This window comes from Clavibacter sp. B3I6, assembly GCF_030816895.1.
Taxonomy (GTDB): domain Bacteria; phylum Actinomycetota; class Actinomycetes; order Actinomycetales; family Microbacteriaceae; genus Clavibacter.
The window spans coordinates 958,692-982,067 of record NZ_JAUSYL010000001.1 but is presented as its reverse complement, the minus strand read 5'-3'; the positions used below and the strand labels follow the sequence as shown (position 1 = coordinate 982,067).

The following is a 23,376-nucleotide window of genomic DNA, read 5'->3' as shown; positions in this document are numbered from 1 at the left end:
GAGGGGCCGGCGGGTCAGCCGACCGCCTGCGCGAAGCCCCGCGACGGATCCGCGAGGTGGTCGAGGCCGGCGGGGAGCGGCCGGCCCTTGGCGCTCATCGACTGCGCCCACAGGCGCCCGGCCCGGTACGAGGAGCGGACGAGCGGCCCGGCGAGCACGCCGAGGAACCCGACTGCCTCCGCCTCCGCCTTGATCTCCACGAACTCGTCCGGCCGCACCCACCGCGCGACGGGCAGGTGCCGCGGCGACGGGCGCAGGTACTGCGTGACGGTGATGATGTCGCAGCCCGCGTCGTGCAGGTCGCGGAGCGCCTCCGACACCTCCTCCCGCGTCTCGCCCATGCCGAGGATGAGGTTCGACTTCGTGATGAGGTCGGCGTCGCGCGCCTGGGTGATCACGTCGAGGGAGCGCTCGTACCGGAAGGCCGGGCGGATCCGCTTGAAGATGCGCGGCACCGTCTCCACGTTGTGCGCGAAGACCTCGGGGCGCGACGAGAAGACCTCCGCGAGGAGGTCCGGGTTCCCGGAGAAGTCGGTGGCGAGGATCTCGACGCCCGTGCCGGGGTTGTCGGCGTGGATCCGCCGCACGGTCTCCGCGTGCAGCCACGCGCCCTCGTCGGGCAGGTCGTCGCGCGCGACGCCCGTGACGGTCGCGTAGCGGAGGCCCATGCGGCGCACCGAGTCGGCGACGCGGCGCGGCTCGTCGGTGTCGTAGTCGGCGGGCTTGCCGGTGTCGATCTGGCAGAAGTCGCAGCGGCGCGTGCACTGGGATCCGCCGATGAGGAACGTGGCCTCGCGGTCCTCCCAGCACTCGTAGATGTTCGGGCACGCGGCCTCCTGGCAGACGGTGTGCAGGTCCTCCGTCTTCACCAGCTGCTGCAGCGCCTGGTACTCCGGCCCCATGCGGGCCGTCGTCTTGATCCACGGGGGCTTCCGCTCGATGGGCGTCTCGGCGTTCCGCACCTCGAGGCGGAGCATGCGGCGGCCGTCCGGCGCGGCGCTCATGCGCGGGCCCCGGCGGCGGGCGCGAGCACGGATGCGGCGACGGCGCTCATGCGCGGGCCCCGGCGGAGGGGAGGAGGGGAGCGGTGGAGGTCATGGCGGATCCGTTCGGTGCGAGGGCGCGGAGGAGGTGCGGGCGGAGGAGGGGGACCACGTCGGCGGGCGTGACGGTGCGGCCGAGGACACGGCTGATCGAGGTGACGCCGGCGTCGCGGATCCCGCAGGGGACGATGCGGTCGTAGGCGTCGAACGCGTTGCTGCAGTTGAGGGCGAAGCCGTGCATCGTGACGCGCTCGGCGACGCGCACGCCGATGGCGGCGATCTTCTCGACGCGGGCGCCGGGGCCCGTGCCGCGGATCCAGACGCCTGAGCGGCCGTCGACCCGGCACGACGCGATGCCGAGGTCGCCGAGCAGCCCGAGGAGCGCGTCCTCGAGCCGGCGCACGTGGGCTACGACGTCGAGGGGCTCCGGCAGCCGCACGATGGGGTAGCCGACGAGCTGGCCCGGCCCGTGCCACGTGATGCGGCCGCCGCGGTCGACGTCGACGACCGGCGTGCCGTCGCGCGGCCTGTCGTCCGGCTCCGTGCGCCTCCCCGCGGTGTAGACCGAGGGGTGCTCGAGGAGGATGACGGTGTCCTGCGCCCGGCCCGCGACGACGGCGGCGTGCAAGGCACGCTGCCGCTCGAGGGCCTCGATGTACGGCACGGAGTTGGCGCTTAGCCCCGTGACGACGATGTCGACCACGGGGTCAGTGTAGGTGCGCCATGCCCGACCGGGCGAGGGCCCGCGCCGGACCGTCACGTTGCGAGGGGGAGGCGGGGAGCGGAGGATCGTCCTCGATGACCGACTCCGCCGCACCCGCCGTCCCCGACCGTCCCGCCCGCGCCCCCAGGGCGCAGCACGTCCTGGAGGTGATCCGCACCGAGCGGCTGTCCCCGCACCTCGTGCGCGTGCACCTCGGCGGGGCGGGCACCCGCGCGCTCCTCGCGGAGGCGGACCCGGAGCGGCTCGCGTCGACCGATGCGTACGTGAAGCTGATGCTGCCGCAGCCCGGATCCGGGATCGTCCCGCCGTTCGACCTGCCCGCGCTGCGCGCGACCCTGCCGCCCGAGGCGCTGCCCGCGGTGCGGACCTACACGCTGCGGCACGCGGATCCGGCGACGGGCACGGCGGCGATCGACTTCGTCGTGCACGGCGACGAGGGGCTCGCGGGCCCCTGGGCGGCGACCGCGCGGCCGGGCGACCTGCTCGCGGCCAGCGGCCCCGGCGGGCTGTTCCAGCCGAGCGCGGACCCCGGCCTCGCGCGCCTCGTGGTCGGCGACGACTCGGCCGTCCCCGCCATCGCCGCCGCGCTCGCCGCGATGCCCGCGGACGCGCGCGGCGTCGCGCTGATCGAGGTCGACGGCGCGGGCGACGAGCTGCCGCTCGCGCACCCTGCGGGCGTCGAGGTGCGGTGGATCCACCGGTCGCGGACGCCCGACGCCGTCCCGGGCGCGCCCCTCGTCGACGCCGTGCGCGCCCTCGACCGGCCGGACGCCGAGGTCGAGGTCTTCGCGCACGGCGAGCGCGGCGCGATGAAGGAGCTGCGGGCGATCCTGCAGGACGGCTGGGGCATCGACCGGCGGGCGCTGTCGCTCTCGGCCTACTGGGCGCTCGGCCGCGCCGAGGACCGCTTCCAGGCCGAGAAGCGCGAGCCGGTGGGGGCGATCTTCGCGTAGGTGCGGGGCCCGGTCGCGTCCGCCGCCACCCCGCGCATCCGCCATGCTGGTCCCTGCGCGGCACGCGGCACGACCGCCCGCGCGATCCCGTCCCCCCACCCCGGAGACCGCCATGACCGCGTCCGCGTCCGAGCCCCTGCCCGTCCCGCCCTCCGTCGCCCCCGGTGAGGCGACGACCGCGGGGATCCCGCACTCCGTGATCGAGGACGTGCTGGGGATCCTCACCGGCACGTTCGTCGCGTCGTTCGGGCTGTTCCTGCTGCGGGACAGCGGCGCCGTCACGGGCGGCACCGCCGGGCTCGCGCTGCTGCTGAGCTACACGGGCGCGCTGCCGTTCGGGGTGCTGTTCTTCGTCGTGAACGCGCCGTTCTTCGCGCTCGCCGTGTGGAAGAAGGGGTGGCGGTTCACGATCCGCACGGCCATCTCGGTCGCGCTCGTGTCGCTGTTCTCGACCCTGCACCCCGCGATGGTGACGGGGCTCGAGCTGCAGCCCGTGTACGGGGTGCTCGCGGGGAACCTGCTCGTCGGGATCGGGCTGCTCGTGGTGTTCCGCCACGGGTCGAGCCTCGGCGGCTTCAACATCGTGGCGCTCGTCGTGCAGGAGCGGTTCGGGTTCCGGGCCGGGTACGCGCAGATGATCCTCGACGTGACCGTGATCCTGCTCGGCCTCACCGTCGTGTCCGTCGTGTCCGTCGTGTGGTCGGCGGTCGGCGCGGTGCTGCTCAACCTCGTGCTCGCGCTCAACCACCGGCCGGGGCGCTACACCGGCGTGTGATCCACGGCGCCGTCGGACACGGCGGCCGGCCGGCGCAGGTAGCCGCGACGCCGCAGCCCGACCTCGAGCGGCAGCGTCGCGAGCGGCGGGATGGCGGCGGCACCCGCGAGGAGCGCCGGCTTCCAGCCCCAGCGCAGGCGGATCGCCGCGACGGCCGTGACGATCACGTAGAGCACGAACGCGGCGCCGTGCAGGCGGCCGAAGACGAAGACGCCGAGCTCGGTCGTCTCGGTCACGTACTTGAGGAACATGCCGACGAGGAGGCCGGTCCACGTGACCGCCTCGACGATCGCGACGACGGCGAAGAGACGGCCGAGGCGCGAGGGCTGGTCGGACCGGGCGCGCGTGCCGCGCACGAGCGCCGCGAAGCCGGACGGCGGCGCCGCTGCGGGGGACGACCCCGCGCGACGCGCTCCGGACTCGGCGGGGCGGGCGGCGTCGGGATGCGGGGCGTTCGTCATGGGGCCTTCCGGGGCGGGGGATCCTCGCGGGATCGACGGGCGGTCAGGTCGTGCCCAGGGTACGCGGCGGCGTCGAACGGGAGCTGGGCGCACCGTTGGGGGCCCTGGACGGACACGTGTCACGCATCACCCTCCGCGTATGAGAGCATCTGGACATGAGGTGAGCGATCACCTCGACGATCTGGGGGGATCAATTGGGGGAGCACCACTCTGCCGTCCGCCGTGCCTCGACACGGGGGACGCGCACCGCATCCGCACGCGCACGTCTCGTCGCCGCCGTCACGGGGCTCAGCCTCGGGGTCTCGCTGCTCGTCGCGGTCGAGCCGACCGCCGCGCCGGCCGAGGCCGCGATGACCGCCGCGGCGACGACCACCGCCGCGACGACTACCGCCGCCGCGACGCGCGTCGCCGCCGGCACGAGCGTCGTGCCGCCGGCCGCGACCGACGGGCGGCCGTCGACCGCCTCGATGCTGCGCCTGCTGCAGGTCACCGCGACGGCCGCGTCGTTCACCGCGACGCCCGCACCCGTCATCACGGGCACGGCCGTCGTCGGCCGGCGCCTCCTGGCCACCACCGCGCGCTGGACCCCCGCCGCGACGACCAGCAGGTACGCCTGGCTCGTCGACGGGGTGCCGGTGAGCGGGCAGACCACCATGGCCTACACCGTGCGCGCCGCCGACGCGGGATCGGTCGTCACGGTCGCCGTCACCGGCAGCCGCACCGGGTACGACCCCTCCACGCAGACCAGCGCGCCGACCGCGGCCGTGCCGACGCCCGTCGTCCCGACCTTCACGGCGGCGCCGAAGCCGACGATGACGGGCTCCGCCCAGGTCGGGTCCACGCTCACCGCGCGACCCGGCACCTGGACCCCGCAGCCGACCTTCTCCTACGCGTGGACCCGCGACGGCGTCGTCATCGCCGGGCAGACCGGGGCGGCCCACCGCGTCACCGAGGCCGATCGCGGCGGGGCGCTCGCCGTGACGGTGACCGGGACGAGGACCGGGTACGCGACGACCACCGTCACCAGCGACGCGGTGACGGTGCCGACCGCGGCGCCCACGCCGCCCGTCCCGGCACCGACCCCCGCGCCCACGACCGCCCCGACCCCGGCGCCCACCACCGCCCCGGCCCCCGCGCCGACGACGCCCGCGACGATCCCGTTCGTCGCGGCGGCCACGCCCACCCTCGCGGGCACGGGCCGCGTCGGCACCACCCTCATCGCGCGCGCCGGCGTCTGGACCCCGTGGCCGACGTTCTCCTACGCGTGGCTCCGCGACGGCGTCGCGATCGCCGGGCAGACCGGCGTGTCCTACCGCGTGCAGGCGGGGGACGCGGGATCGCGCCTGGCCGTCGTCGTCACCGGCACGAAGACCGGCTACGCGACGCGGTCCCAGCCGAGCGCCGGGATCCGGGTCCCCGCTGCGAGCACCCCGGCGCCGACCCCGGTGCCGACGGCGCCCGCACCCGCGCCGACCCCGATCCCCGACGTCGCCTTCGCGGTCACCGGCACGCCGTCCGTCGCGGGCACGGCCCGCGTGGACCAGACGCTCACCGCCCGGTCCGGCACCTGGAGCCCGTCGCCGTCCTTCTCCTACGCGTGGGTGCGCGACGGCGTCCCGATCCCCGACCAGACCGGCGCGAGCTACCGCGTGGTCGCGGGGGACGTGGGCACGCGCATCGCGGTCGCCGTCACCGGCACCCGGACGGGCTACGTCACGCGGACGGCGACCAGCGCCGCCGTCGAGATCGTCGCGACGCCCGTCACCCCGCCGCCGCCCGCGCCGCCCGTGCCCTTCGAGGCGACGGCGGCGCCCGCGATCCAGGGACCGCCCGTCGCCGGGACCACCCTGCGCGCCGCGACGCCGGCCTGGACGCCCGCGGTGACGACCTACTCCTACGCGTGGGCCCGTGACGGCGTGACCGTGCTCGGCGCGACCGACGCGACGTACGCGGTGCGCCGGGCGGACGCCGCATCGCGGATCACGGTGACCGTGACCGGCTCGCGCACCGGCTACGTGGACGCCAGCCGCACGAGCGCGCCGACGGCAGCCGTCGTGGACGTGCTCGACGTGCCGCCCGCGCAGCCCGCCCCGGCTCCCGGCGACGAGCCGTTCGCAGCCGCTCCCACCCCGAGCATCGCGGGGACGCCCGCCGTGGGATCGACCCTCACCGCCGAGACGCCCGCCTGGACGCCCGAGGCCACCGGGCTCTCCTACGTCTGGAAGCGCGACGGGATCGTCGTGCCGGGCCGCACCGCCTCGACCTACGTGCCGGCGCCGCGCGACGCCGGGGCGCAGGTCACCGTGACCGTCACCGGACGGGCCGACGGGTACGCGCCCGCCTCCCGCACCTCCGCGCCCCGCGCCATCGCCTCGACCGGGGAGGGCTACGACGTCGTCGTGGTGCTCGGGCAGTCGAACGCGCAGGGCGTCGGCACCGGCTGGGACCCGTCCGTCGACGTGAGCGTCCCCGGCCTCGACCAGCTCGCCGGCAGCGGCGCCCAGGCCGGGCGGATCGTGCCCGCTCAGGACTCGCTCCACCACGTGACCACGTGGGTCTTCACCGGCGGCGTGCAGGCGGTGGGCCCCGGGATGGAGCTCGGCCGGCGCATGCTCGCCGACGCGCGCCCGGGCCGGAAGGTGCTGCTCGTCCCCGCGGCGATGGCGTCCACCTCGATGACGGGCGACGGGACCTACGCCTGGAACCCGTCGGACACGCGCTCCCGGACCAACCTGTTCACCCGCGCGCTCGGGCAGATCGACCAGGCGCTCGCGCAGGACCCCGACAACCGCCTCGTCGCGGTCGTGTGGGCCCAGGGCGAGTCCGACGCGACGCGCACGACCACGGCGGGGTACCGGACGATGCTGCTCGACCTCGTCGACCGGCTGGACGCGCGCTACGGCACGGTGCCGTTCCTCATCGGCGGGATGGTCCCCGAGTGGCTCGGCGGGACGCCGCTCGGTCGGGCCATCGACGTCGCGCACCAGGGCATGCCCGCGCTGCGACCGAACGTGTCCTACATCCCCGGGGCCGCGGGCTACAGCCGCAGCGAGGACTCCATCCACTACACGGCCGCCGGGGCGCGCGCGATGGGCGCCCGGTACTTCGCCGCCTACCAGCGGGCCACCGGCGCGGTGCAGCTCACGAGGTAGGGCGGCGGGAGCGCGGCCGGGCGATCCCGGCCGCGCTCAGCAGCAGGAGCGGTCGTCGTGCGCGTCCGCCGCGCGCTCGCCCGTGAGGGCCGCGACGGGGACGGCGCACGCATCGCCGCGCCACGCCTCGAGCCCCTCGCGGACGGCGAACGCGGCGATGGCGAGGCCCGCCACGGGATCCGCCCACCACCAGCCGAGCCCCGCGTCGAGCAGCAGCCCGACGAGGAGCGCCGCCGAGAGCCAGGCGCAGACGAGGGTCTGCCGCGAGTCGGCGACCGCGCTGGCGGAGCCGAGCTCGGTGCCCGTCCGGCGCTCCAGCAGGCTGAGCACGGGCATGACGGCGAGGCTGAGGGCGGCGAGGACGATGCCCGTGGCGCTCGGCCGGGCCTCGGATCCGCCGACGAGCGCGAGCACGGCGTCGACGCTCACGTAGGCGGCGAGGCCGAGGAACGACACCGCGATGAGCCGGAGGGCCGTGCGCTCGCGGCGCTCGGGATCCGGCGCGGAGAACTGCCAGGCGACGGCGGAGGCGGCGAGCACCTCCACGATGGAGTCGAGCCCGAACGCCACGAGGGCCGTCGATGACGCGATGGCGCCGGCGGACAGGGCGACGACGGCCTCGACGGTGTTCCACGCGATGGTGCCGGCGACGATCCACCGGATGCGGCGGCGTAGCAGGTCGCGGCGGGCGGTGGTGAGCGCGGGGGCCGCCGGCGCGGGCGACCCCGCGGCGCCGGACGCGGCGGTCACGCGTGGACCTCGCAGCAGCCCGGGTCGCAGAGGGCGGGATCCGCGCACATCCGCTCCTCGTCGACCGCGAGCACGACCTCCACGAGCGCGCCGAGGCCGCGGGCGATGCGCGCGTCGGCGATCTCGTAGCGCGTGCTGCGGCCCTCGGGCACGGTGCGGACGATCCCGCAGCCGCGAAGGCAGCTCAGGTGGTTCGACACGTTCTGCCGGGTCAGGCCGAGCGACTCCGCGAGGAGCGCCGGGTAGGCGGGGCCGTCGAGGAGCTCGACGAGGATGCGGGAGCGCGTGCGATCCGCGAGCGCCCGGCCGAGCCGGGTCATGGCGTCGAGACGCGAGGCGAGCAGGGTCATGCCACGACGGTACAGCATGCGCTGTACCGTCGTGCCCTCTCGCGTGGGAGGCGCATCAGGCCGCCGGCCGCCTCGGCAGCTCGTCGTCCGGGCCCCGAGGAGGGGGTCACTGTCAAGCCCCTGATGCTCGGGGGATGGTGCGCGGATGATGAGCCGCGAAGGGCGGGGCGTGTGCCGCCGAGAGCGGGTCCGCTGCGAGGCGTCTTCTTCGGGTGGAGGCGGATGGGAAGGATCCCCTGTCGCCGCGACCGGGTCCCGTCCTTCGTTCGGTCGGGGCGGGCGGGGAACGCGAGCTGCTCCCGGATCACCGGCTCCCCGCCCGGCGGATGGCAGGATCGGACCGTCGCGCCGAACCGCGGCGCGCACCCGAGCCCCGGAGGATCCATGCCCGACCACGCCCCGCACGTCGTCTTCGTCTGCGCCCGCAACGGCGGCAAGTCCCAGCTCGCGGCGGCGCTCATGCGCCACGACGCCGGCGACGCTGTCACGGTCGCCTCCGCCGGCACGGATCCCGGGACCTCGCTCAACGCGCTCGCCGTGGAGTCGCTGGCCGAGCTCGGCATCGAGGTGGGCGACGAGCGCCCCAAGCCCCTCACCGACGACATGGTGCGCGCGGCCGACCTCGTGGTGGTCCTCGGTGCCGAGGCCCACGTGGACGGCGACCGGGGCGTCGCGGTCGAGACCTGGATCACGGACGAGCCGTCGGAGCGCGGCATCGACGGCATGGAGCGGATGCGGCTCGTGCGGGACGACATCCGGGCACGCGTCGAGGAGCTGCGCGGGCGGCTCGGCGGGGGAGCGCCCGCCGCGGGCTAGGCGTCGACGCGCGTAGGGCGGTCGGGACGGTCAGGGCGGTCCCGCCCGTCGCGCCACGAGCGCGTCCACGTGCCGCTCGAGCACGCCGAGCGCGCGGGCGGCCCGCGCCGGATCCGGCTCCGCCACGAGCAGCTGCAGGGCGAGCCCCGCGAGGAGCGCCTGCAGGTGGTCGGCCTCGAGGTCGGGATCGGCGTCGGGGCGCAGCAGTCCCGCGGCCCGCAGCTGCGCGAGCTGCGCGAGGCAGGTCTCGCGGGCCGCCGCGTGCGCCCGCGTCCGCACCTCGCGGAGGCGCGGGTGCGACGCCGCGTCGGCGAGGAGCGCCGTCGTGACCTCCGCCTCGGCGCGCCGTGCGTCGTCCAGGGGCAGGCGCTCGGCGAGGATCCGGACGGCCCGCCGCCGCGGATCCGGGTCGGTGCGGCGGCTCCGGATGCGCCCGTCGATGCGCTCCGCCACCAGCGCCGTCGCGTGCGCGACGAGGTCGATGCGGCTGGGGAAGCTGTGCCGGAGGGACCCGGTGCTCAGGCCCGCCTCGGCGGCGACCGTGCGGACGGAGACGCCGCTCGCGCCCTCGCGCCGGATGACCCGCCACACCGCCTCGGCGAGCTCCTCCTCGCGGCGGGCGTGGTCGATCAGGCGGGGCATGGCGTCACGGTAGCACCGCGGTCCCGGCGGTCCGCGGGCGTGCCGGCGAACGCTCCCCGAACGGTAGCGTCGATCGGATGAGCGCCTGCTCGCCGCCCTGCGGACCCGTCGTCGGCTGGGCCGACGGCGACGTCGTCCGCGCGACCGGCATCCCCTACGCGACCGCCGCCCGCTTCGCCCCGCCCGTCGCGCACCCGGACTGGTCGACGCCGCGGGACGCGCTCGCCTGGGCGCCCGCGTGCCCGCAGCGGCCCCTCCCCGAGCTCGACGACGTGCTCGGGAGCTTCGCCCACCTCGCCGTCGACGAGGACTGCCTGCGCGTGTCCGTGACGATGCCGCGCGACGCGCGGGCGGACGAGGGGCTGCCGGTGATGGTGTGGATCCACGGCGGCTCCTACGTCTCGGGGGCCGGGGACGTGCCGATCATGGATCCGGCGCCCCTCGTCGCGGAGCAGCGCGTGGTGGTGGTCACGGTCACCTACCGGCTCGGGCTGCTCGGCTACCTCGGCGACGGCGGCGGCCGACCCGCGAACCTCGGCCTCCTCGACCAGTTGGAGGCGCTGCGCTGGGTCGCGCGCAACATCCGCGCGTTCGGCGGCGACCCGGATCGCGTGACCGCGTTCGGGCAGTCCGCGGGCGGCGACGCGGTCGCGCACCTGATGGCCGTGCCGGAGGCCGCGGGCCTGTTCGGGAGGGCGATCATCCAGAGCGCGCCCCTCGGGATCTCCCGCGGCCGGCGGCGGATGAACGCGGCGATGGCGCGCGCCTCCCGCGGGCTCACCGCCGGGATGCCCGTCGAGGACGTGCTCGCGCGTCAGCGCGAGGTCGAGCGCGCCGCGGCGCCGTACGGCCTCCTCGGCGCGATGCCGTTCGGCACCCAGTACGGGCACGCGCCGCTGCCGCCCGAGTCGCGTCTCGACGCCGCATGGGACCGCGCCGCGCCCGCCGTCGACCTGCTCATCGGCACCACCGCGGAGGAGGCGCGGCTGTTCCTGCCGGGGATCCCGTGGCTCGCGCGCGTGACGCGCGTCCCCGTCCTCGGGCCGCTCGTCCGCCGCGCGGCCGTGGCCGCCGTGACGGCCATCGTCTACGGACGTCCCGCCCGCCGCTTCGCCCGGCGGCACGCGCGCGCCGGCGGCACGGCCCACCGCTACGTCATCCGCTGGTCCGCGCCCGGCAGCCCGTTTGGCGCCGCGCACACCGCCGACCTGCCGCTGCTCTTCGGCGACGAGGAGGCGTGGCGCGGTGCCGGGCTCCTCGCGGGCGCGCCGTGGGAGGGGATCCAGCGCGACGCCCGCCGGATGCGGCAGGTGTGGGGCGACTTCGCGCGCGGGCGGAACCCGACGCGGCAGGTCGTGCCGGGGGTGCTGGAGCTGCGGCGCGTCGCGGGCTGAGCGGCAGCCCGCGTCAGCGGTGCGCGTCGCGGGGGAGCGCCTGCAGGTGCCGGAGCTCGTCCGCGTTCCCGACCACGTGGACGTATCCCGTGCGGGACCGGATCGATCGCGGCGATCCGGGGTCCCGGTGGCCGCCGTCGCGGCCCGTCGCTCACACCGCGGCGTGCTCGGCGTCGGATCGCGCGGGCTCCTCCGTGGCGCGGGAGTCGGTGAGGGAGAGCGAGCCGATCGTCGCGATCACGCCCACCAGGACGGCGACGGCCAGGTAGCTGATCCGCTCGCCCGTGAAGAACGCCTGGACGAGATCCGGGCCCCAGGCGCCCGCGGGGAGGGCGCTCGTGACGAGGGCGGCGATGAGGGTGCCGACGACGGCCGTCCCGAGGCTGGTGCCGAGCTCCTGGGACGTGTCGTTGAGGGCGGCGCCGATCGAGGTCCGGTTCGCCGGCATCGCCTCGACGAGGGCGACCGCGCAGATGGTCATGATGATCCGCAGCCCGATCGTCATCAGGACCATCATCGCGGCGATCGCGAGGTAGCCGTGCTCCACCGCCCAGGCCATGCCGAGCAGCGAGGCCACCAGGAGCCCGGTGCCGACGAGGCAGGCCAGGCGGTGGCCGAGGCGGGCGGCGAGCTGCTCGGCGGCGGGCGTGGCCGCGATCATCGTCGCGATGACGGGCAGGTTCGCGAGCCCGGCGCGCATCGGGCTCCAGCCGTAGGCGTACTGGAAGTGCAGGATCAGGCCGAAGAGGACGCTGGCGAAGGCGACCGACGCCCCGAGCTGCGTGAGCGCTGCACCTCGCACGGGTCCGCTCCGGAAGAGCGCGAGGTCGATCATGGGCGCGGCCGCGCTCCGTTCGCGGAGGACGAAGCCGGCGACGGCCGCCACGGTGCCGAGGCCGCAGGCGAGCGTGACGGACGAGAGCCAGCCGTGCTCCACGCCGCTGGTGAGGGTGTAGCAGCCGAGCCCGATCGCGGCGACGGTGAGGACCGTGCCGGGCAGGTCGAGGCGCTCCGAGGTGAGGTCCTCGCGACGGTCGGCGGGGACCCCGGCGCGGACGCCGAAGAAGACGAGCAGCGCGATGGGCGCGTTGACGACGAGCAGCCACTGCCAGCTGAACGCGCTGAGGACCGATCCGCCGAGGAGCGGCCCGAGCACCATGCCGGACATGCCGACGACCATGAGGATCGTGATCGCGCGCATGCGCAGCCGCTGGTCGTCGAAGAGGCGGAAGACCAGCGACATCGTCACGGGCGCCATGGCCGCGGCCGCGCACCCGAGCGCCGCGCGCAGGGCGATGAGCTGGCCGATGTCGGTGACCAGGAGGACGGCGAGGCTGATGAGGCCGAAGGCCGCGAGGCCGGCCAGCAGCACCCGACGGCGCCCGAAGCGGTCGGCGGCGGACCCCGCGGTCAGCAGCAGTCCGCCGAAGGTGAGGGAGTAGGCGCCCGTCACCCACTGGAGCCCCGTCGTGCCGCTGTCGAGCGAGCGGCCGATCGTGGGCAGGGCGATCGAGAGCAGCGTGTTGTCCACCATCTCGACGAAGAAGGCCAGGCAGAGGGCGGCCAGCGGGAGGGCCGCCGCGCGGATCGAGGTGTAGGGGCGGAGTGGGGTGGGGGTGGTCAGCACCGTGGTCATCGTGGACCTCTCTATCGAACGCCGTACGAGTATCGGACGGCGTTCGACAGTATGGAACGTCGTTCGGTAAGATGCAAGGCATGCCTGCCGATCACCCGACGAAGCCCGTGGCCTCCTCGACGCCGCCCGCCCGCGCCCGCGGTCGCCAGCGGGCGTCGCACTCGCTCGACACGGTGCTGGGGGAGGCCATCGCGATCCTCGACGAGTCGGGGGAGCGGGGGCTGACCTTCCGCGCGCTCGCGGCGCGCCTCGGCGGCGGGGTGGCGAGCATCTACTGGTACGTGGCGAGCCGCGACGAGCTGCTCGAGCGCGCCACCGAGGAGGTCATGGGCCGGGTCCTCGCCGAGAGCGAGCCCCTCACCCACGGGCCCGACCCGGTGGACAACGTGCGCGCCGTGGCCCTGGCGCTCTTCGACGAGTTCGTCCGTCGGCCGTGGTTCGGCCAGTACATGCTCCGCAACAACGGGCTGCAGCCCAACTCCATGGCGATGTACGAGCGCCTCGGGCAGCAGCTCATGGGGTTGGACCTGAGCCCCCGACAGCGGTTCCACGCCGTGTCCTCGATCATCAGCTACGTCGTCGGGGTCGCCGCCGACCTGGTGGAGCCGCCGCCGCGGGAGTTCCTGGAGAGCGGGCTGGACCGGTCGGAGTTCCTGGGCATGTACGCCGACCGCTGGCGCGCCCTCGACCCGGAGGAGTTCCCCTTCGCGCACCACGCCGCCGACGAGATGGCCACGCACGACGACCTCGACGTCTTCCGCTCCGGACTCGACCTGCTCCTGGCAGGCCTGCGGCTGCAGGCCGGGCTCGCCTAGGCGGACCGCGGGGGTCGGCCCTCGCCGACCGGCTGGCTCACGCCCGGTGCGGCGTCTCCGCGTGCCGTGCGGCGTCCGCCTGGTCCTCCGAGGTCCGCGCCAGCGCGCCGAGCAGGCGCAGGCGGTCGGCGTCCTCGCTGCCGGCGTCCGCGTAGTAGGCGACGAGCACCACGTCCTCGACCGGCAGCTTCTCGCGATGCAGCCGCATCGTGCCGACGGCCGGATGATGGACGGTGGTGGTCCCGCCCACCACGTCCCGCACGTCCTGCCGGGCCCAGAGGGTGCGGAAGCGGGCGCTCGCGAGTGACAGCTCGCCCACCAGCTCGACCGCGCGCGGATCCGTCACGTCATCACCCAGGGAGCGGCGGGCCATCGCGACGAAGCCCGCCACGGCGCCCTCCCAGTCGTCGTGGAAGGCGCGCTCCTCGGGATCCAGCAGGAGCGACCGCAGCCGGTTCTCGCCGATGCGCAGCCGGGGCGAGAAGGCGACGGCGAGGGGGTTCGCGGCCAGCACGTCGAACGCACGGCCCTCGACGAAGGCCGGCACGTCGAGCGCGGCCAGGAGGTGGTGCAGTCGCGCGGGCACGTGCTCCGTGCGGCGGACGCGGCGGTTGCGCGCCGGGGGCACCGCCAGCTCGGCGAGGTACGCGGCCTCGACCTCGTCGAGCTGGAGGACGCGCGCGAGGGCGGTGAGGACCTGCGCCGACGGGTGCCGGTCGCGCCCGCGCTCGAGTCGGAGGTAGTAGTCGGGGCTGATGCCGGCGAGCATCGCGACCTCCTCCCTCCGGAGGCCGGGAACGCGCCGCCGCGCGCCCGCGGGCATGCCGACGCTGTCCGGGGACACGAGGCCGCGGCGCGCTCGGAGGTACTCGCCGAGGCGGTTCCCCGCGCCGTCGTCCCTCGTCGTCGGATCCATGGCCTCGACGCTATCCCGAGCCGAGCACGGGAGAGGGGCCCCGCCGCACCCCGGATCACGGGGGACCTGCCCGTGCCGCGGGCAGCACGCGATCCTCGACTCGCACCCATCACCGGACACCAGGGAGACACCATGGACATCGCGCACCGCACCGCCCTCATCGTCGGCGGTACCACGGGCATCGGGCTCGGCCTCGCCCGCCGCCTCGCCGCCGCCGGCAGCACCGTGATCGTCGGCGGACGCACGGCGGGGGTGGTGGAGGGACTCGCCTCGGTGCGCATCGACGTGACGGACCCGGACTCCGTCCTCCGCGCCCGGGACGAGGTCATCGCGGCGCATCCCGACCTCGACCTCGTGGTGACGATGGCGGGCGTGCTCCTCATGGAGGACCTCCGCGACCCCGCCCACTTCGCCGCCACGGAGACGACGATGCAGGTGAACCTCCTCGGCACGATCCGCGTGATCGACGCGTTCACCCCGCACCTGGTCGGTCGCGGCGACGGGGACGTCATCACCGTGTCCTCGGGCATCGCCTTCCTGCCGTTCCCGCCCATGCCGTCCTACGGGGCGTCGAAGGCCGGCGTCCATGCGTACACCGAGGCGCTCCGGGCGCAGCTCGCGGGGACGGGCGTCGGGGTCACCGAGCTGATCCCGCCGGCGGTGGCGACGAGCGGGCAGGAGCGGGTGAACCCGGCCGCGCTCCCGCTCGACGCCTACCTCGACGAGGTGGTCAGCCTCCTCACGACCGAGCCCGCGCCGCGCGAGATCGTGGTGGAGGCCGCGCGCCACCTCCGGCACGCCGAGCGCGACGGCACGTACGCCGAGCTCCTGCAGCGGCGCACGGCCGCGCTGTCGATGCTGCCGGGACGCTGACCCGAGTCGCCGCTCACCGGAGCACCGCCCACGGCCGCGGGGCGCGGTCGTCCGTCGCGAGGAGGGCAGCGAGCCAGTCGTCCTCGCGGCCGTCGCGGCCGAGCGCCCCGAGCCGGGCGACGCCCTCGAAGCGGAAGCCGAGGGCGCGGGCGACGGCGGCGGATCCGGTGTTGCCGGCGTAGGCGCGCCAGCCGATGCGGGCGAGGCCGAGGCCGGATCCGGTGTCGAATGCGTGGTCGACGACCGCCGCGGCCGCCTCGCGCATGATCCCGCGGCCGCGCGCACCGGGAGCGAGCCAGTACCCGATCTCCGCGGCGCCGTCCGCGATGGCGTGCAGGCCGACCGTGCCGACGGGCCGCCCTCCCTCGACCGCGGCCCAGGTGAGGCGCTCGCCGGACGCCCAGCCGTCCGCGCAGAAGTCCGCCACGTAGGAGTCGGCGTCATCACGGGTGTACGGCACGGGGACGGGCACGTAGCGCTGGATCGCCGGGTCCTGGCAGGCGGCCGCGATCGCGTCGACGTCGCCGGGCACGGGCGGGCGGAGCGTCAGGCGCGCGGTGCGAAGGGTGACGGGATCCATCGGGCCACGCTATCGGCGGGGCAGGGCCGCCCCGGACGCGACGACGGCCCGTCCCCACGTGCATGGGGACGGGCCGTCGAGGGCGCGGACGCGGATCAGTCGCGGGGCTTGCGTCCCCGGCGCTCGGGGGCGGCGCCGCGCTCGGCGGCACGGGGACCGCCGCGGTCGGGGCGGATGTCGATCGGCCGGCCGTTGATCTGCGTGCCCGACAGGCGGTCGAGCTTGTCCTGGTCGAGGCCGGCGGGCAGCTCGACGAGCGAGAAGTCCGGGCGGATGTCGATGTGGCCGAAGTCCTCGCGGCTGAAGCCGCCCTCGTTGGCGAGCGCGCCCACGATCTGGCGGGGCTCCACGCGGTGACGGCGGCCGACGTCGATGCGGTACGTCGCCATGTTGCCGCTGCCGCGCGCGGGACGGGCCCGGCGCTCGCCGCGGTCGTCGCCGTCGCGTCCCGGACGGTCGTCCCGGCGCTCGCGCTCGACGCGCGGCGGGCGGAGGTCGTCCGCCGAGAGGAGGAGCGGGGTGTCGCCCTGCGCGACGATGGCGAGCGCGGCGGCCACGTCGGACTCGACGACGTCGTGGTGGTTGACGTAGTGGCCCACGATGTCGCGGAACGCATCGAGGCGCTCGCGGTCCTGGAGCGCCTGGGTGATGGCGTCGTCGAAGCGGGTGAGGCGCGTGACGTTGACGTCCTCCGCGCTCGGCATGCGCATCTCGGTGAGCGGCTGGCGCGTGGCCTTCTCGATGGCGGTGAGGAGGCGGCGCTCGCGGGGCGTGACGAAGCTGATCGCCGCGCCGCTGCGTCCCGCGCGACCCGTGCGGCCGATGCGGTGCACGTACGACTCGGTGTCGATGGGGATGTCGTAGTTGACGACGTGGCTGATGCGCTCCACGTCGAGGCCGCGGGCCGCGACGTCGGTGGCGACGAGGATGTCGAGCTTGCCGGACTTCAGCTGCTCGACCGTGCGCTCGCGCTGCGCCTGCGCGACGTCGCCCGAGATGGCCGCCGCCGCGTACCCGCGGGCCCGCAGCTTCTCGGCGAGCGTCTCGGTCTCGTTCTTCGTGCGGACGAACACGATCATCCCCTCGAAGTTCTCGGTCTCGAGGATGCGCGTGAGGGCGTCGACCTTCTGCGGGTACGACACCATGAGGTAGCGCTGCGAGGTGTTCGCGGAGGTCGTGGTCTTGTTCTTGACCGTGATCTCCTCGGGGTCCTGCAGGTACTTGCCCGAGATGCGGCGGATCTGCGCCGGCATCGTGGCCGAGAACAGCGCGATCTGCTTCGACTTCGGGGTGTCCGCGAGGATCGTCTCCACGTCCTCCGCGAAGCCCATCTTGAGCATCTCGTCGGCCTCGTCGAGCACGAGGAACTTCAGCTGCGACAGGTCGAGGGTGCCCTTGTCGAGGTGGTCCATGATGCGGCCGGGGGTGCCGACGACCACGTGCACGCCGCGGCGGAGGGCCGACAGCTGCACGCCGTAGCCCTGGCCGCCGTAGACGGGGAGCACGTGCACGCCGCGCATGCCGGACGCGTAGCGCTCGAACGCCTCGCACACCTGGAGCGCGAGCTCGCGGGTGGGCGCGAGCACGAGGGCCTGCGGCGTCTTCTGCGACACGTCGAGGTTGCTGAGGATCGGCAGCGCGAACGCGGCCGTCTTGCCGGTGCCGGTCTGGGCGACGCCGAGGACGTCGCGGCCGGAGAGGAGGGAGGGGATGGTGGCCGCCTGGATCGCGGAGGGCGTCTCGTAGCCCACGTCCTTGAGGGCCTTGAGGACCTGGTCGGAGAGGCCGAGGTCGCTGAAGGTCGTGCGGGGGGCGGCGTCCGCGTCGGGGGTGGATGCGGTGTCGTCAGTGCTCATCCTCCAACGGTAGGGGGTCGGCGGCGCCGCGGGCCCCACCGCGGGCGGATCGGCGATGCATCCGCGGACGCGCCGCGCCGCGGGACAGGGCGGCCGCGGCGGCGGCGACGAGCAGCACGAGGGCCCCGAGGCCGACCTCGGCGCCGATGACCGTCTCCGTCCACGGCGTCGTGTCGTAGGAGGTGTCCCCGTGGATCAGGGGCGCGATGAGGAAGGCCGCGAATAGGTAGCCGGGCAGCGCGGGCGCGGTCAGGAGCACGAGCGCGACGGCGTCGAGGAGGGAGGCGTGCGCCCGGCCCGGCCGGATGACGGCGACCGCCACCAGCCCCGCGAGGCCGAGGAGCGCGGGGAGGAGCAGCACCCCGGCGAGGGGCGAGGGCGCGCCCGCGAGCCCCGACCGCAGTGCGTGGGCCCCCGCGAGGGCGAAGGGCCCGGCCACGGCCAGCGTCACGAGCGCGCCCGTCCATCCGCCCGCGCCCACGGCGACCGCGAGCGCCACCACGGCGAGGGCCAGCAGGATCATGCCGACCCCGTGTCGCTCCGCGGCGTCGCCGATCGGCACCCAGCCCGCGGTCGGGGTTCCGTGGTCGAACTCGTGCGACTCGATCGCGTCGCGCCGGGAGACCGGCAGCGCGCTCCGCGCCGTGACCCAGCGCTGGAGCGAGGCGTCGACCTGCAGGGCGGCGGACGCGGCGAGGAGGAGGGCGGCGACCAGGCGCGCGCCGACCGCGCGGACGCGGCCGCCGCGGAGGGGCGGGGGAGTGCGGTCGGCGTCCGTCACGCTCCCAGCATCACCGGGTCGCGGCGCGGGCGCGACGGCGCCGGGCGAACGTCGCGCGCGCCCGGTGAACAGCGGATGACGCGAGGCGCGGTCAGCGCGGGCGCCGGCCCACGTACGCGGTGCGGGTGCCGCGGAGGCGCAGGTCCGGGATCCGGGCGAGGGCGTGCGGGCCGTCCGGGGCGAGGAGGGCGTCGAGCGCCGCGCGGTCGTCCGCGTCGAGGCGGTCGGCGGAGCGGTCGCGGACGCGGGACAGCCAGGCGCGGGCGTAGGGGAGCGTCGCGGCCGCGGCGACCGGATCCGCCGGGTCGGGATCGATGCGCCAGGTGTGCGTCTCGACGTCCACGAGCCCCGCCGCCTCGAGCCACGGCGCCCAGTCCGGGTGCGACGGGCCGCCGGTCCCGCCGTGCGTGACCGCGTCGTCGAGGCGGTCCGCCAGGCCCGGGCGCCCGAGTGCGGGATCGAGCTCGTCGGGGAGGAAGCGGGGCGGCCCGTCCATCTCGACGACGGCCAGGATGCCGCCCGGAGCGAGGCCGTCGCGGGCGCGGCCGAGGAGGCGCGCGGGATCCGCGACCTCGTGCAGCATCAGCGAGGCCCACACGAGGTCGGCGGGCGGCAGCGCGGGCCAGCCCGCGTCGAGGTCCGCGCGCACCGTGCGGATGCGGCCGGCGAGCCCGTCGACGACCGCGCGCTCGGCGACGCGGGCGAGCATGGGTGCGCTCGCGTCCACCGCGATGACCTGGGCGGCGTCGAACCGCCGCGCGAGCGCGACCGTGCCGGTGCCCGTCCCCGCGCCGAGGTCGACGACGACCCGGCTGGCCGTGTCGCGGGCGAGGCGGCGGATCCAGGTGGTCAGCTCGAGCTGGTGGCGGTGCAGGATGCGGGCGTCGAGGTCGAGCATGGCGGCGAGAGGGGCGTCGGCCGTGCCGTGCGGTTGGGCGTCACCGGTCCCGTGCGCGTGGCCGTGACCGTGGCCGCGGGGCGGCGCGGGGCGGCGGGCGTCGGGGTGGACGAGGGGACGGGCGGGCAGTGGCGGCATGCACCCATGGTCGCGCGTCCCTGCTGTGCGCGCATACGCTCTTGCCCATGACGCAAGACACGGATCTCGACGCCCTCGTCCGCCAGCGCATCCGGAGCCTCCGCGAGGCGCGCGGCTGGTCGCTCGACGTGCTCGCGGCCCGTTGCTTCCTCAGCCCGTCGACCCTCAGCCGGATCGAGACCGGGCACCGCCGCATCGCCCTCGACCAGCTGGTGCCGATCGCGCAGGCCCTCGAGACCTCGCTCGACGCGCTCATCGAGTCGGGCGACGACGCGGACGTGGTCATCCGGCCGCAGCGGGACGAGCAGGCGGGCCGGACGACGTGGATCCTCTCGCGCGGCGGGGCGAGCGGATCGGGCGTCTTCGTCGCGAAGATGCGCATGACGCCGACGCGGCCGTTCCCCGTCGACCAGCTGGGCGTGCACCCCGGCCGCGACTGGTTCACGGTGCTCTCGGGGACCGCGCGCCTGCAGCTGGGGGAGCGGACGATCCTCGTCGAGGCGGGCGACGCGGCCGAGTTCTCGACGATGGTGCCGCACGCGATCAGCGCGCACCGCGGGGTCACGGAGGTGCTGACCATCCTCGACCGGGACGGGGAGCGCGCGCACCTCCGCACGACCGGCGGGGCCGCCGCCGCTGCGGACGACGCGGCGCCGGAGGACCGGGCGGACTAGCCCAGGACCGGCGGCAGCTCGGGCACCGGGTCGCCGCCCGTGCCGGGGACCTCCGGCGGCGTCGTCGGCTCCACGGGGGGATCGACGGGCGGATCCACCGGGGGCTCGACGGGCGGGTCGACCGGCGGCGTCGTGGGCTCGACCGGCGGATCCGTCGTCGGCACCGGGTCGGGGATCGGCTCGGTCGGCGGATCCGTGGTGGGCTGCGGCGCGGGGTCACCCGGCGTCGTCGGGCCGGGGCCGGCCGGCGAGCCGCCGCCCCCGCCGTTCCCCGTGCCGGGGTCCGCCGGAGCGCCCGGCTGCTGGGTACCGGGACGCGTGCCCGGCCGGGACGGGACGTCCGGGGCCTTGGGGACGACCGGCAGCGCGATGCGCTCGGGAGCGGGGGCGGAGAGCGTGAGGGTCACGGTGGTGCCGGGGGCCACGCGCGTGCCGGCCGCGGGGTCCTGGCGCGCGACGATCCACACGTCCTGGCGGACGAGCGCGCCGCCCGCGGCGTCCGCGAAGGCGATGCCGAAGCCGGCCGCGGCGAGGGTGTCGCCCGCGTCGGCGCCGCTCATGCGGGTCACGTCGACCATCTCGACCAGGCCGTCGGCCGACACCGGGAGCGGGTTCGCGGGATCCGTGGCCTGGGGCACGGGGCGGGGGTCCGAGATCTCGAGGGCCTCCGGATCGGCGACGTCCTCGCGGGGCGCCGGGACCGAGGAGGCGAACGCGCCGCCCGCGATGAGCACGAGCGCCAGGGCGGCCGCGATGCCGCCGGTGGTGCGGCTGCGGATGCCGGGGATCCACGCGGATCCGGCGCGGATCAGCGGGACGAGCCCGGCGACGAGCGCCACGACGCCGAGGGCGATGAGGAGGCCCGGGATCCCGGCGATGACGGCGGCCGCGACGACGAGCACCGCGGCGACCGCGAGCGCGGCCCACGGCCAGGTGCTGCGGCCGCGGAGCGCGGGCGCGGTGCCGGTGCTGCGCGCGGTGGGCGCGGAGGCGGCGGTGGTCGCGGCGCGCGGCGGGGCCGGCACGGCGGACGTCGGCGCGAAGGTGCCGGCGACCGAGGTCGGGCGCGGAGCCGGGACGGGCGCGTCCGCGGGCGGGCCGGCGGGAGGCGCGACGGGTGCTCCGGTGGGAGGCGCGACGGGTGCTCCGGTGGGAGGCGCGACGGGCGCTCCGGTCGGCGGCGCGAGCGGGTAGCCGGCGGGCGGGGCCACGGGCGATCCGGTGGGCGGCGCCAGCGGCAGGTCGGCGGGCGGTGCGTCCGCGGCGGCGGCGGTGGACCCGGCGGGCGAGGCGGCGGACGCGGCACCCGCACCTGCCGCACCCGCGGCCCCGGGCGCGTAGTCGGCGGGCAGCGGCGACTCGCTCACGAGGCGGGGCTCGGGCGTCGACGACGCCCGCCCCGGGAAGACGCGGCGGCTGGACACGAGCGCGGTCCAGCGGCTTCCGTCCCAGAAGCGCTGGTTGCCCTCGCCGTCGCCGAACCAGCCGGGCTCGTCGGACGACGGGGTGACCGACGTCGGGGAGGCGGGCGGCGGGGTCGACGACATCAGGCTCCTCAGGTGGAGAAAAGTCTCCGTGCCCCCAGGCTAGGCGGGACCGCGGTGCGCGGGAAGCCCGCGCGCGGCGCGCGGACGGGTCGGGCACCCCCCATCAGGGGCGCGGGTCGCCGGCGATGCGCGGAGGTGTCGGCCCGCGGCGCGCGTCGGCGGAGCCCGTCAGGCGGTCGTCGCCGGGGCCCGGGATCCGACGACGGCCGCGGCACCGCGGGCGGGCCGCGGACGCGTCGCGCGGTACCAGCCGGCGCAGAGGAGGAGGACGAGGACCGCGTCCACCGCGTCGCCGCCGCGGTACATCACCTGCGCGGCGAGCTCGGCCTCCGCGCGCGGCACCCCGGCCGGCGGGACCGCGTAGAGCGACTTCGCGAGGATCCCGTGCGCGGCCATCGCCCCGACCAGGACCAGCGCGCGGTGCGCGGGCGATGCCCGGTGCGGTGAGGGGTCGACGCCCACGATCGCGTGCGTGAAGAGGCACCCGGCGGCGAGGACGTGGACCTGCACGGCGGCGGCGAGCAGCGGATCCTCGTGCATGCGCGTGAGCACCGGCGTGCCGTAGACCGCCCACATGCCGCCCACGTTCAGGACGGCCGCGGGGATCGGCTGCGACAGGATCCGCACTGGCCGCGCACGCAGGAGCGCCGTGAGCCGTCGGGCGGGCACGACGTCGAGGCTCCGGAGCGCGAGGGTCATGGGAGCGGCGCGCACGAGGAGCAGCGGGGCGAGCATCCCGAGGAGCAGGTGGCCGACCATGTGGGCGACGAGGTCGTCGTGGCCCGCGTCGGCGAGGGGCCCGGTGACCGCGGCGACCGCGGCGCCGAGGCCGAGGATCCACAGGGCGGTGCGGTGCGCGGGCCACGCGCGTCGTCGCCGGTCGCGCCAGGCGGCGGACGCGTAGGACACCGCGAGCAGGAGCGCGAGCGCCGCGGGCGCCAGGGCGAGGATGCCGGCGGATCCGGCCCCGTGCTCATGCATCGGGGGTCCGCCCGCCGCCGCGCCCGTCGGGGGCGGATCCCGCGGAGGCGCGTCGTGCCGAGGCGCGCGTGCGCCAGATCAGCACGAGGCCCGCCAGGAGCAGGACCGCGCCGACGCCGTTCCAGACGAGGTCGTAGGCGAGGAGGTCGACGCCGTAGCGGATCTCGTGCAGCCCCATGACCTTGTGCTGGATCGTGCCGTCGTACAGCTGGAACCCGCCCGCGCCCGCGAGCAGGCCGCCCGTCCAGCGCGGCCAGCTGAGCGCGCGGCGTCGGCGGAGGTCGGCGAACAGGAACATCGCGCCGATCGCGGCGAACCAGCCGACGGCGTGGAGGATCCCGTCCGAGATCAGCCCGACGTCGGTGGTGGAGCGGTCGTAGAAGTGGTGCCAGCGCAGCAGCTGGTGGAAGACGGTCTCGTCCACGAAGGTCGCCGTGCCGACGCCGAGCAGGAGGCCCGCGACGAGGTTCCGGCCGGGCATCCGCTCGTCGTCGCGGGAGGGGGAGGCGGTCGTGCCGCTCGTCGTCGCGCTCATGCCTCGACGCTAGGCGCGTCCGCGGCGGACGGCACGATCCGGTGCTCGACGCCGCGGATCGTGCCGCGAAGCCGACGCGGGCGCGA

Annotated in this window: 23 protein-coding genes; 8 read left to right on the top strand and 15 right to left on the bottom strand. The window is 76.2% G+C overall.

From position 1 onward, the window contains the following. Positions 1–14: 14 nt before the first annotated feature. Both lipA and lipB read right to left on the bottom strand, forming a co-directional pair. Positions 15–1,004 (bottom strand): lipoyl synthase, encoded by a 990-nt coding sequence (lipA, locus tag QFZ62_RS04585; RefSeq protein ID WP_307502295.1) that lies wholly within the window; start codon positions 1,002–1,004, stop codon positions 15–17. A gap of 46 nt (positions 1,005–1,050) precedes the next feature. Next, the gene (gene lipB, locus QFZ62_RS04580) at positions 1,051–1,746 is read right to left on the bottom strand and encodes a lipoyl(octanoyl) transferase LipB (protein ID WP_307502294.1); all 696 of its coding nucleotides are present in this window, start codon (positions 1,744–1,746) and stop codon (positions 1,051–1,053) included. A 95-nt stretch (positions 1,747–1,841) separates the two neighbouring features. On the opposite strand from lipB, the gene QFZ62_RS04575 reads away from it, so the two are divergent. After that, on the top strand, positions 1,842–2,720 hold the full coding sequence (locus tag QFZ62_RS04575; protein WP_307502291.1) for a siderophore-interacting protein: 879 nt from the start codon (positions 1,842–1,844) through the stop codon (positions 2,718–2,720). Between the two features lie 112 nt (positions 2,721–2,832). Beyond that, positions 2,833–3,495: a YitT family protein gene (locus QFZ62_RS04570; RefSeq protein WP_307502288.1), complete on the top strand. Its 663-nt coding sequence runs from the start codon at positions 2,833–2,835 to the stop codon at positions 3,493–3,495. Here QFZ62_RS04570 and QFZ62_RS04565 read toward each other — a convergent pair. Further along, positions 3,480–3,956 (bottom strand): DUF3817 domain-containing protein, encoded by a 477-nt coding sequence (locus tag QFZ62_RS04565; RefSeq protein ID WP_307502286.1) that lies wholly within the window; start codon positions 3,954–3,956, stop codon positions 3,480–3,482. The genes QFZ62_RS04570 and QFZ62_RS04565 overlap by 16 nt on opposite strands. Before the next feature lie 350 nt (positions 3,957–4,306). Here QFZ62_RS04565 and QFZ62_RS04560 point away from each other — a divergent pair, with 350 nt between their 5' ends. Continuing rightward, on the top strand, positions 4,307–7,108 hold the full coding sequence (locus QFZ62_RS04560) for a sialate O-acetylesterase (protein WP_307502283.1): 2,802 nt from the start codon (positions 4,307–4,309) through the stop codon (positions 7,106–7,108). A gap of 36 nt (positions 7,109–7,144) precedes the next feature. Here the strand turns inward: QFZ62_RS04560 and QFZ62_RS04555 are convergent, their stop codons facing one another. Together QFZ62_RS04555 and QFZ62_RS04550 are read right to left on the bottom strand one after the other, a co-directional pair. Continuing rightward, positions 7,145–7,858 (bottom strand): cation transporter, encoded by a 714-nt coding sequence (locus QFZ62_RS04555; protein WP_307502281.1) that lies wholly within the window; start codon positions 7,856–7,858, stop codon positions 7,145–7,147. Then, a complete protein-coding gene (locus tag QFZ62_RS04550; RefSeq protein WP_307502278.1) occupies positions 7,855–8,208 on the bottom strand; it encodes a helix-turn-helix transcriptional regulator in 354 nt (117 codons plus the stop codon). The genes QFZ62_RS04555 and QFZ62_RS04550 overlap by 4 nt, the downstream gene beginning before the upstream one ends. A 384-nt stretch (positions 8,209–8,592) precedes the next feature. Here QFZ62_RS04550 and QFZ62_RS04545 point away from each other — a divergent pair, with 384 nt between their 5' ends. Further along, the gene (locus tag QFZ62_RS04545; protein ID WP_307502276.1) at positions 8,593–9,024 is read left to right on the top strand and encodes a low molecular weight phosphatase family protein; all 432 of its coding nucleotides are present in this window, start codon (positions 8,593–8,595) and stop codon (positions 9,022–9,024) included. A 30-nt stretch (positions 9,025–9,054) separates the two neighbouring features. On the opposite strand, the gene QFZ62_RS04540 is transcribed toward QFZ62_RS04545, so the two are convergent. Continuing rightward, complete coding sequence (locus tag QFZ62_RS04540; RefSeq protein ID WP_307502274.1) at positions 9,055–9,666, bottom strand: TetR/AcrR family transcriptional regulator; 612 nt, start codon at positions 9,664–9,666, stop codon at positions 9,055–9,057. 77 nt (positions 9,667–9,743) lie between these two features. Here QFZ62_RS04540 and QFZ62_RS04535 point away from each other — a divergent pair, with 77 nt between their 5' ends. Beyond that, entirely contained in the window at positions 9,744–11,060 is a 1,317-nt protein-coding gene (locus QFZ62_RS04535) for a carboxylesterase family protein (RefSeq protein WP_307502271.1), read from the top strand. A gap of 151 nt (positions 11,061–11,211) precedes the next feature. On the opposite strand, the gene QFZ62_RS04530 is transcribed toward QFZ62_RS04535, so the two are convergent. Next, the gene (locus QFZ62_RS04530; RefSeq protein ID WP_307502267.1) at positions 11,212–12,696 is read right to left on the bottom strand and encodes an MFS transporter; all 1,485 of its coding nucleotides are present in this window, start codon (positions 12,694–12,696) and stop codon (positions 11,212–11,214) included. An 80-nt stretch (positions 12,697–12,776) separates the two neighbouring features. Here QFZ62_RS04530 and QFZ62_RS04525 point away from each other — a divergent pair, with 80 nt between their 5' ends. After that, complete coding sequence (locus tag QFZ62_RS04525; protein WP_307502265.1) at positions 12,777–13,511, top strand: TetR/AcrR family transcriptional regulator; 735 nt, start codon at positions 12,777–12,779, stop codon at positions 13,509–13,511. Positions 13,512–13,548: 37 nt separating this feature from the next. Here the strand turns inward: QFZ62_RS04525 and QFZ62_RS04520 are convergent, their stop codons facing one another. Beyond that, the gene (locus QFZ62_RS04520; protein ID WP_307502261.1) at positions 13,549–14,427 is read right to left on the bottom strand and encodes a helix-turn-helix domain-containing protein; all 879 of its coding nucleotides are present in this window, start codon (positions 14,425–14,427) and stop codon (positions 13,549–13,551) included. 132 nt (positions 14,428–14,559) lie between these two features. Here QFZ62_RS04520 and QFZ62_RS04515 point away from each other — a divergent pair, with 132 nt between their 5' ends. Further along, positions 14,560–15,300: an SDR family NAD(P)-dependent oxidoreductase gene (locus tag QFZ62_RS04515; RefSeq protein ID WP_307502259.1), complete on the top strand. Its 741-nt coding sequence runs from the start codon at positions 14,560–14,562 to the stop codon at positions 15,298–15,300. A gap of 13 nt (positions 15,301–15,313) precedes the next feature. On the opposite strand, the gene QFZ62_RS04510 is transcribed toward QFZ62_RS04515, so the two are convergent. The 4 genes from QFZ62_RS04510 to QFZ62_RS04495 all read right to left on the bottom strand — a co-directional run bounded on the left by QFZ62_RS04510 (position 15,314) and on the right by QFZ62_RS04495 (position 19,553). After that, positions 15,314–15,880, bottom strand: coding sequence for a GNAT family N-acetyltransferase (locus QFZ62_RS04510; protein WP_307502256.1), 567 nt, complete (start codon positions 15,878–15,880; stop codon positions 15,314–15,316). Between the two features lie 95 nt (positions 15,881–15,975). Beyond that, positions 15,976–17,736, bottom strand: a complete 1,761-nt coding sequence (locus QFZ62_RS04505) for a DEAD/DEAH box helicase (protein WP_307502253.1) — start codon at positions 17,734–17,736, stop codon at positions 15,976–15,978. Then, on the bottom strand, positions 17,726–18,517 hold the full coding sequence (locus QFZ62_RS04500; protein WP_307502250.1) for a hypothetical protein: 792 nt from the start codon (positions 18,515–18,517) through the stop codon (positions 17,726–17,728). Before QFZ62_RS04500 ends, QFZ62_RS04505 begins: the two co-directional genes overlap by 11 nt. 91 nt (positions 18,518–18,608) lie before the next feature. Continuing rightward, positions 18,609–19,553: a trans-aconitate 2-methyltransferase gene (locus tag QFZ62_RS04495; protein ID WP_307502248.1), complete on the bottom strand. Its 945-nt coding sequence runs from the start codon at positions 19,551–19,553 to the stop codon at positions 18,609–18,611. A gap of 47 nt (positions 19,554–19,600) precedes the next feature. Between QFZ62_RS04495 and QFZ62_RS04490 the strand changes: the two genes are divergently transcribed. Continuing rightward, positions 19,601–20,227, top strand: coding sequence for an XRE family transcriptional regulator (locus QFZ62_RS04490; protein WP_307502246.1), 627 nt, complete (start codon positions 19,601–19,603; stop codon positions 20,225–20,227). On the opposite strand, the gene QFZ62_RS04485 is transcribed toward QFZ62_RS04490, so the two are convergent. The 3 genes from QFZ62_RS04485 to QFZ62_RS04475 form a co-directional block, all read right to left on the bottom strand. Continuing rightward, a complete protein-coding gene (locus tag QFZ62_RS04485; RefSeq protein WP_307502243.1) occupies positions 20,224–21,774 on the bottom strand; it encodes a PASTA domain-containing protein in 1,551 nt (516 codons plus the stop codon). The two genes, QFZ62_RS04490 and QFZ62_RS04485, sit on opposite strands and share 4 nt — an antisense overlap. A gap of 168 nt (positions 21,775–21,942) precedes the next feature. Then, positions 21,943–22,755 (bottom strand): cytochrome c oxidase assembly protein, encoded by an 813-nt coding sequence (locus QFZ62_RS04480; RefSeq protein ID WP_307502240.1) that lies wholly within the window; start codon positions 22,753–22,755, stop codon positions 21,943–21,945. Continuing rightward, positions 22,748–23,290, bottom strand: a complete 543-nt coding sequence (locus QFZ62_RS04475) for a DUF2243 domain-containing protein (protein WP_307502236.1) — start codon at positions 23,288–23,290, stop codon at positions 22,748–22,750. Before QFZ62_RS04475 ends, QFZ62_RS04480 begins: the two co-directional genes overlap by 8 nt. Positions 23,291–23,376 lie beyond the last annotated feature (86 nt).

Bases quoted from the DNA above. Each gene is read 5' to 3' on its own strand.
- QFZ62_RS04520 (WP_307502261.1), bottom strand. From the start codon at position 14,427: ATGGATCCGACGACGAGGGACGACGGCGCGGGGAACCGCCTCGGCGAG.
- QFZ62_RS04570 (WP_307502288.1), top strand. From the start codon at position 2,833: ATGACCGCGTCCGCGTCCGAGCCCCTGCCCGTCCCGCCCTCCGTCGCC.
- QFZ62_RS04535 (WP_307502271.1), top strand. From the start codon at position 9,744: ATGAGCGCCTGCTCGCCGCCCTGCGGACCCGTCGTCGGCTGGGCCGAC.
- QFZ62_RS04485 (WP_307502243.1), bottom strand. From the start codon at position 21,774: ATGTCGTCGACCCCGCCGCCCGCCTCCCCGACGTCGGTCACCCCGTCG.
- lipA (WP_307502295.1), bottom strand. From the start codon at position 1,004: ATGAGCGCCGCGCCGGACGGCCGCCGCATGCTCCGCCTCGAGGTGCGG.
- QFZ62_RS04525 (WP_307502265.1), top strand. From the start codon at position 12,777: ATGCCTGCCGATCACCCGACGAAGCCCGTGGCCTCCTCGACGCCGCCC.
- QFZ62_RS04480 (WP_307502240.1), bottom strand. From the start codon at position 22,755: ATGCATGAGCACGGGGCCGGATCCGCCGGCATCCTCGCCCTGGCGCCC.
- QFZ62_RS04510 (WP_307502256.1), bottom strand. From the start codon at position 15,880: ATGGATCCCGTCACCCTTCGCACCGCGCGCCTGACGCTCCGCCCGCCC.
- QFZ62_RS04575 (WP_307502291.1), top strand. From the start codon at position 1,842: ATGACCGACTCCGCCGCACCCGCCGTCCCCGACCGTCCCGCCCGCGCC.
- QFZ62_RS04530 (WP_307502267.1), bottom strand. From the start codon at position 12,696: ATGACCACGGTGCTGACCACCCCCACCCCACTCCGCCCCTACACCTCG.
- QFZ62_RS04495 (WP_307502248.1), bottom strand. From the start codon at position 19,553: ATGCCGCCACTGCCCGCCCGTCCCCTCGTCCACCCCGACGCCCGCCGC.
- QFZ62_RS04515 (WP_307502259.1), top strand. From the start codon at position 14,560: ATGGACATCGCGCACCGCACCGCCCTCATCGTCGGCGGTACCACGGGC.
- QFZ62_RS04490 (WP_307502246.1), top strand. From the start codon at position 19,601: ATGACGCAAGACACGGATCTCGACGCCCTCGTCCGCCAGCGCATCCGG.
- QFZ62_RS04545 (WP_307502276.1), top strand. From the start codon at position 8,593: ATGCCCGACCACGCCCCGCACGTCGTCTTCGTCTGCGCCCGCAACGGC.
- QFZ62_RS04560 (WP_307502283.1), top strand. From the start codon at position 4,307: ATGACCGCCGCGGCGACGACCACCGCCGCGACGACTACCGCCGCCGCG.
- QFZ62_RS04550 (WP_307502278.1), bottom strand. From the start codon at position 8,208: ATGACCCTGCTCGCCTCGCGTCTCGACGCCATGACCCGGCTCGGCCGG.
- QFZ62_RS04505 (WP_307502253.1), bottom strand. From the start codon at position 17,736: ATGAGCACTGACGACACCGCATCCACCCCCGACGCGGACGCCGCCCCC.
- QFZ62_RS04475 (WP_307502236.1), bottom strand. From the start codon at position 23,290: ATGAGCGCGACGACGAGCGGCACGACCGCCTCCCCCTCCCGCGACGAC.
- QFZ62_RS04565 (WP_307502286.1), bottom strand. From the start codon at position 3,956: ATGACGAACGCCCCGCATCCCGACGCCGCCCGCCCCGCCGAGTCCGGA.
- QFZ62_RS04540 (WP_307502274.1), bottom strand. From the start codon at position 9,666: ATGCCCCGCCTGATCGACCACGCCCGCCGCGAGGAGGAGCTCGCCGAG.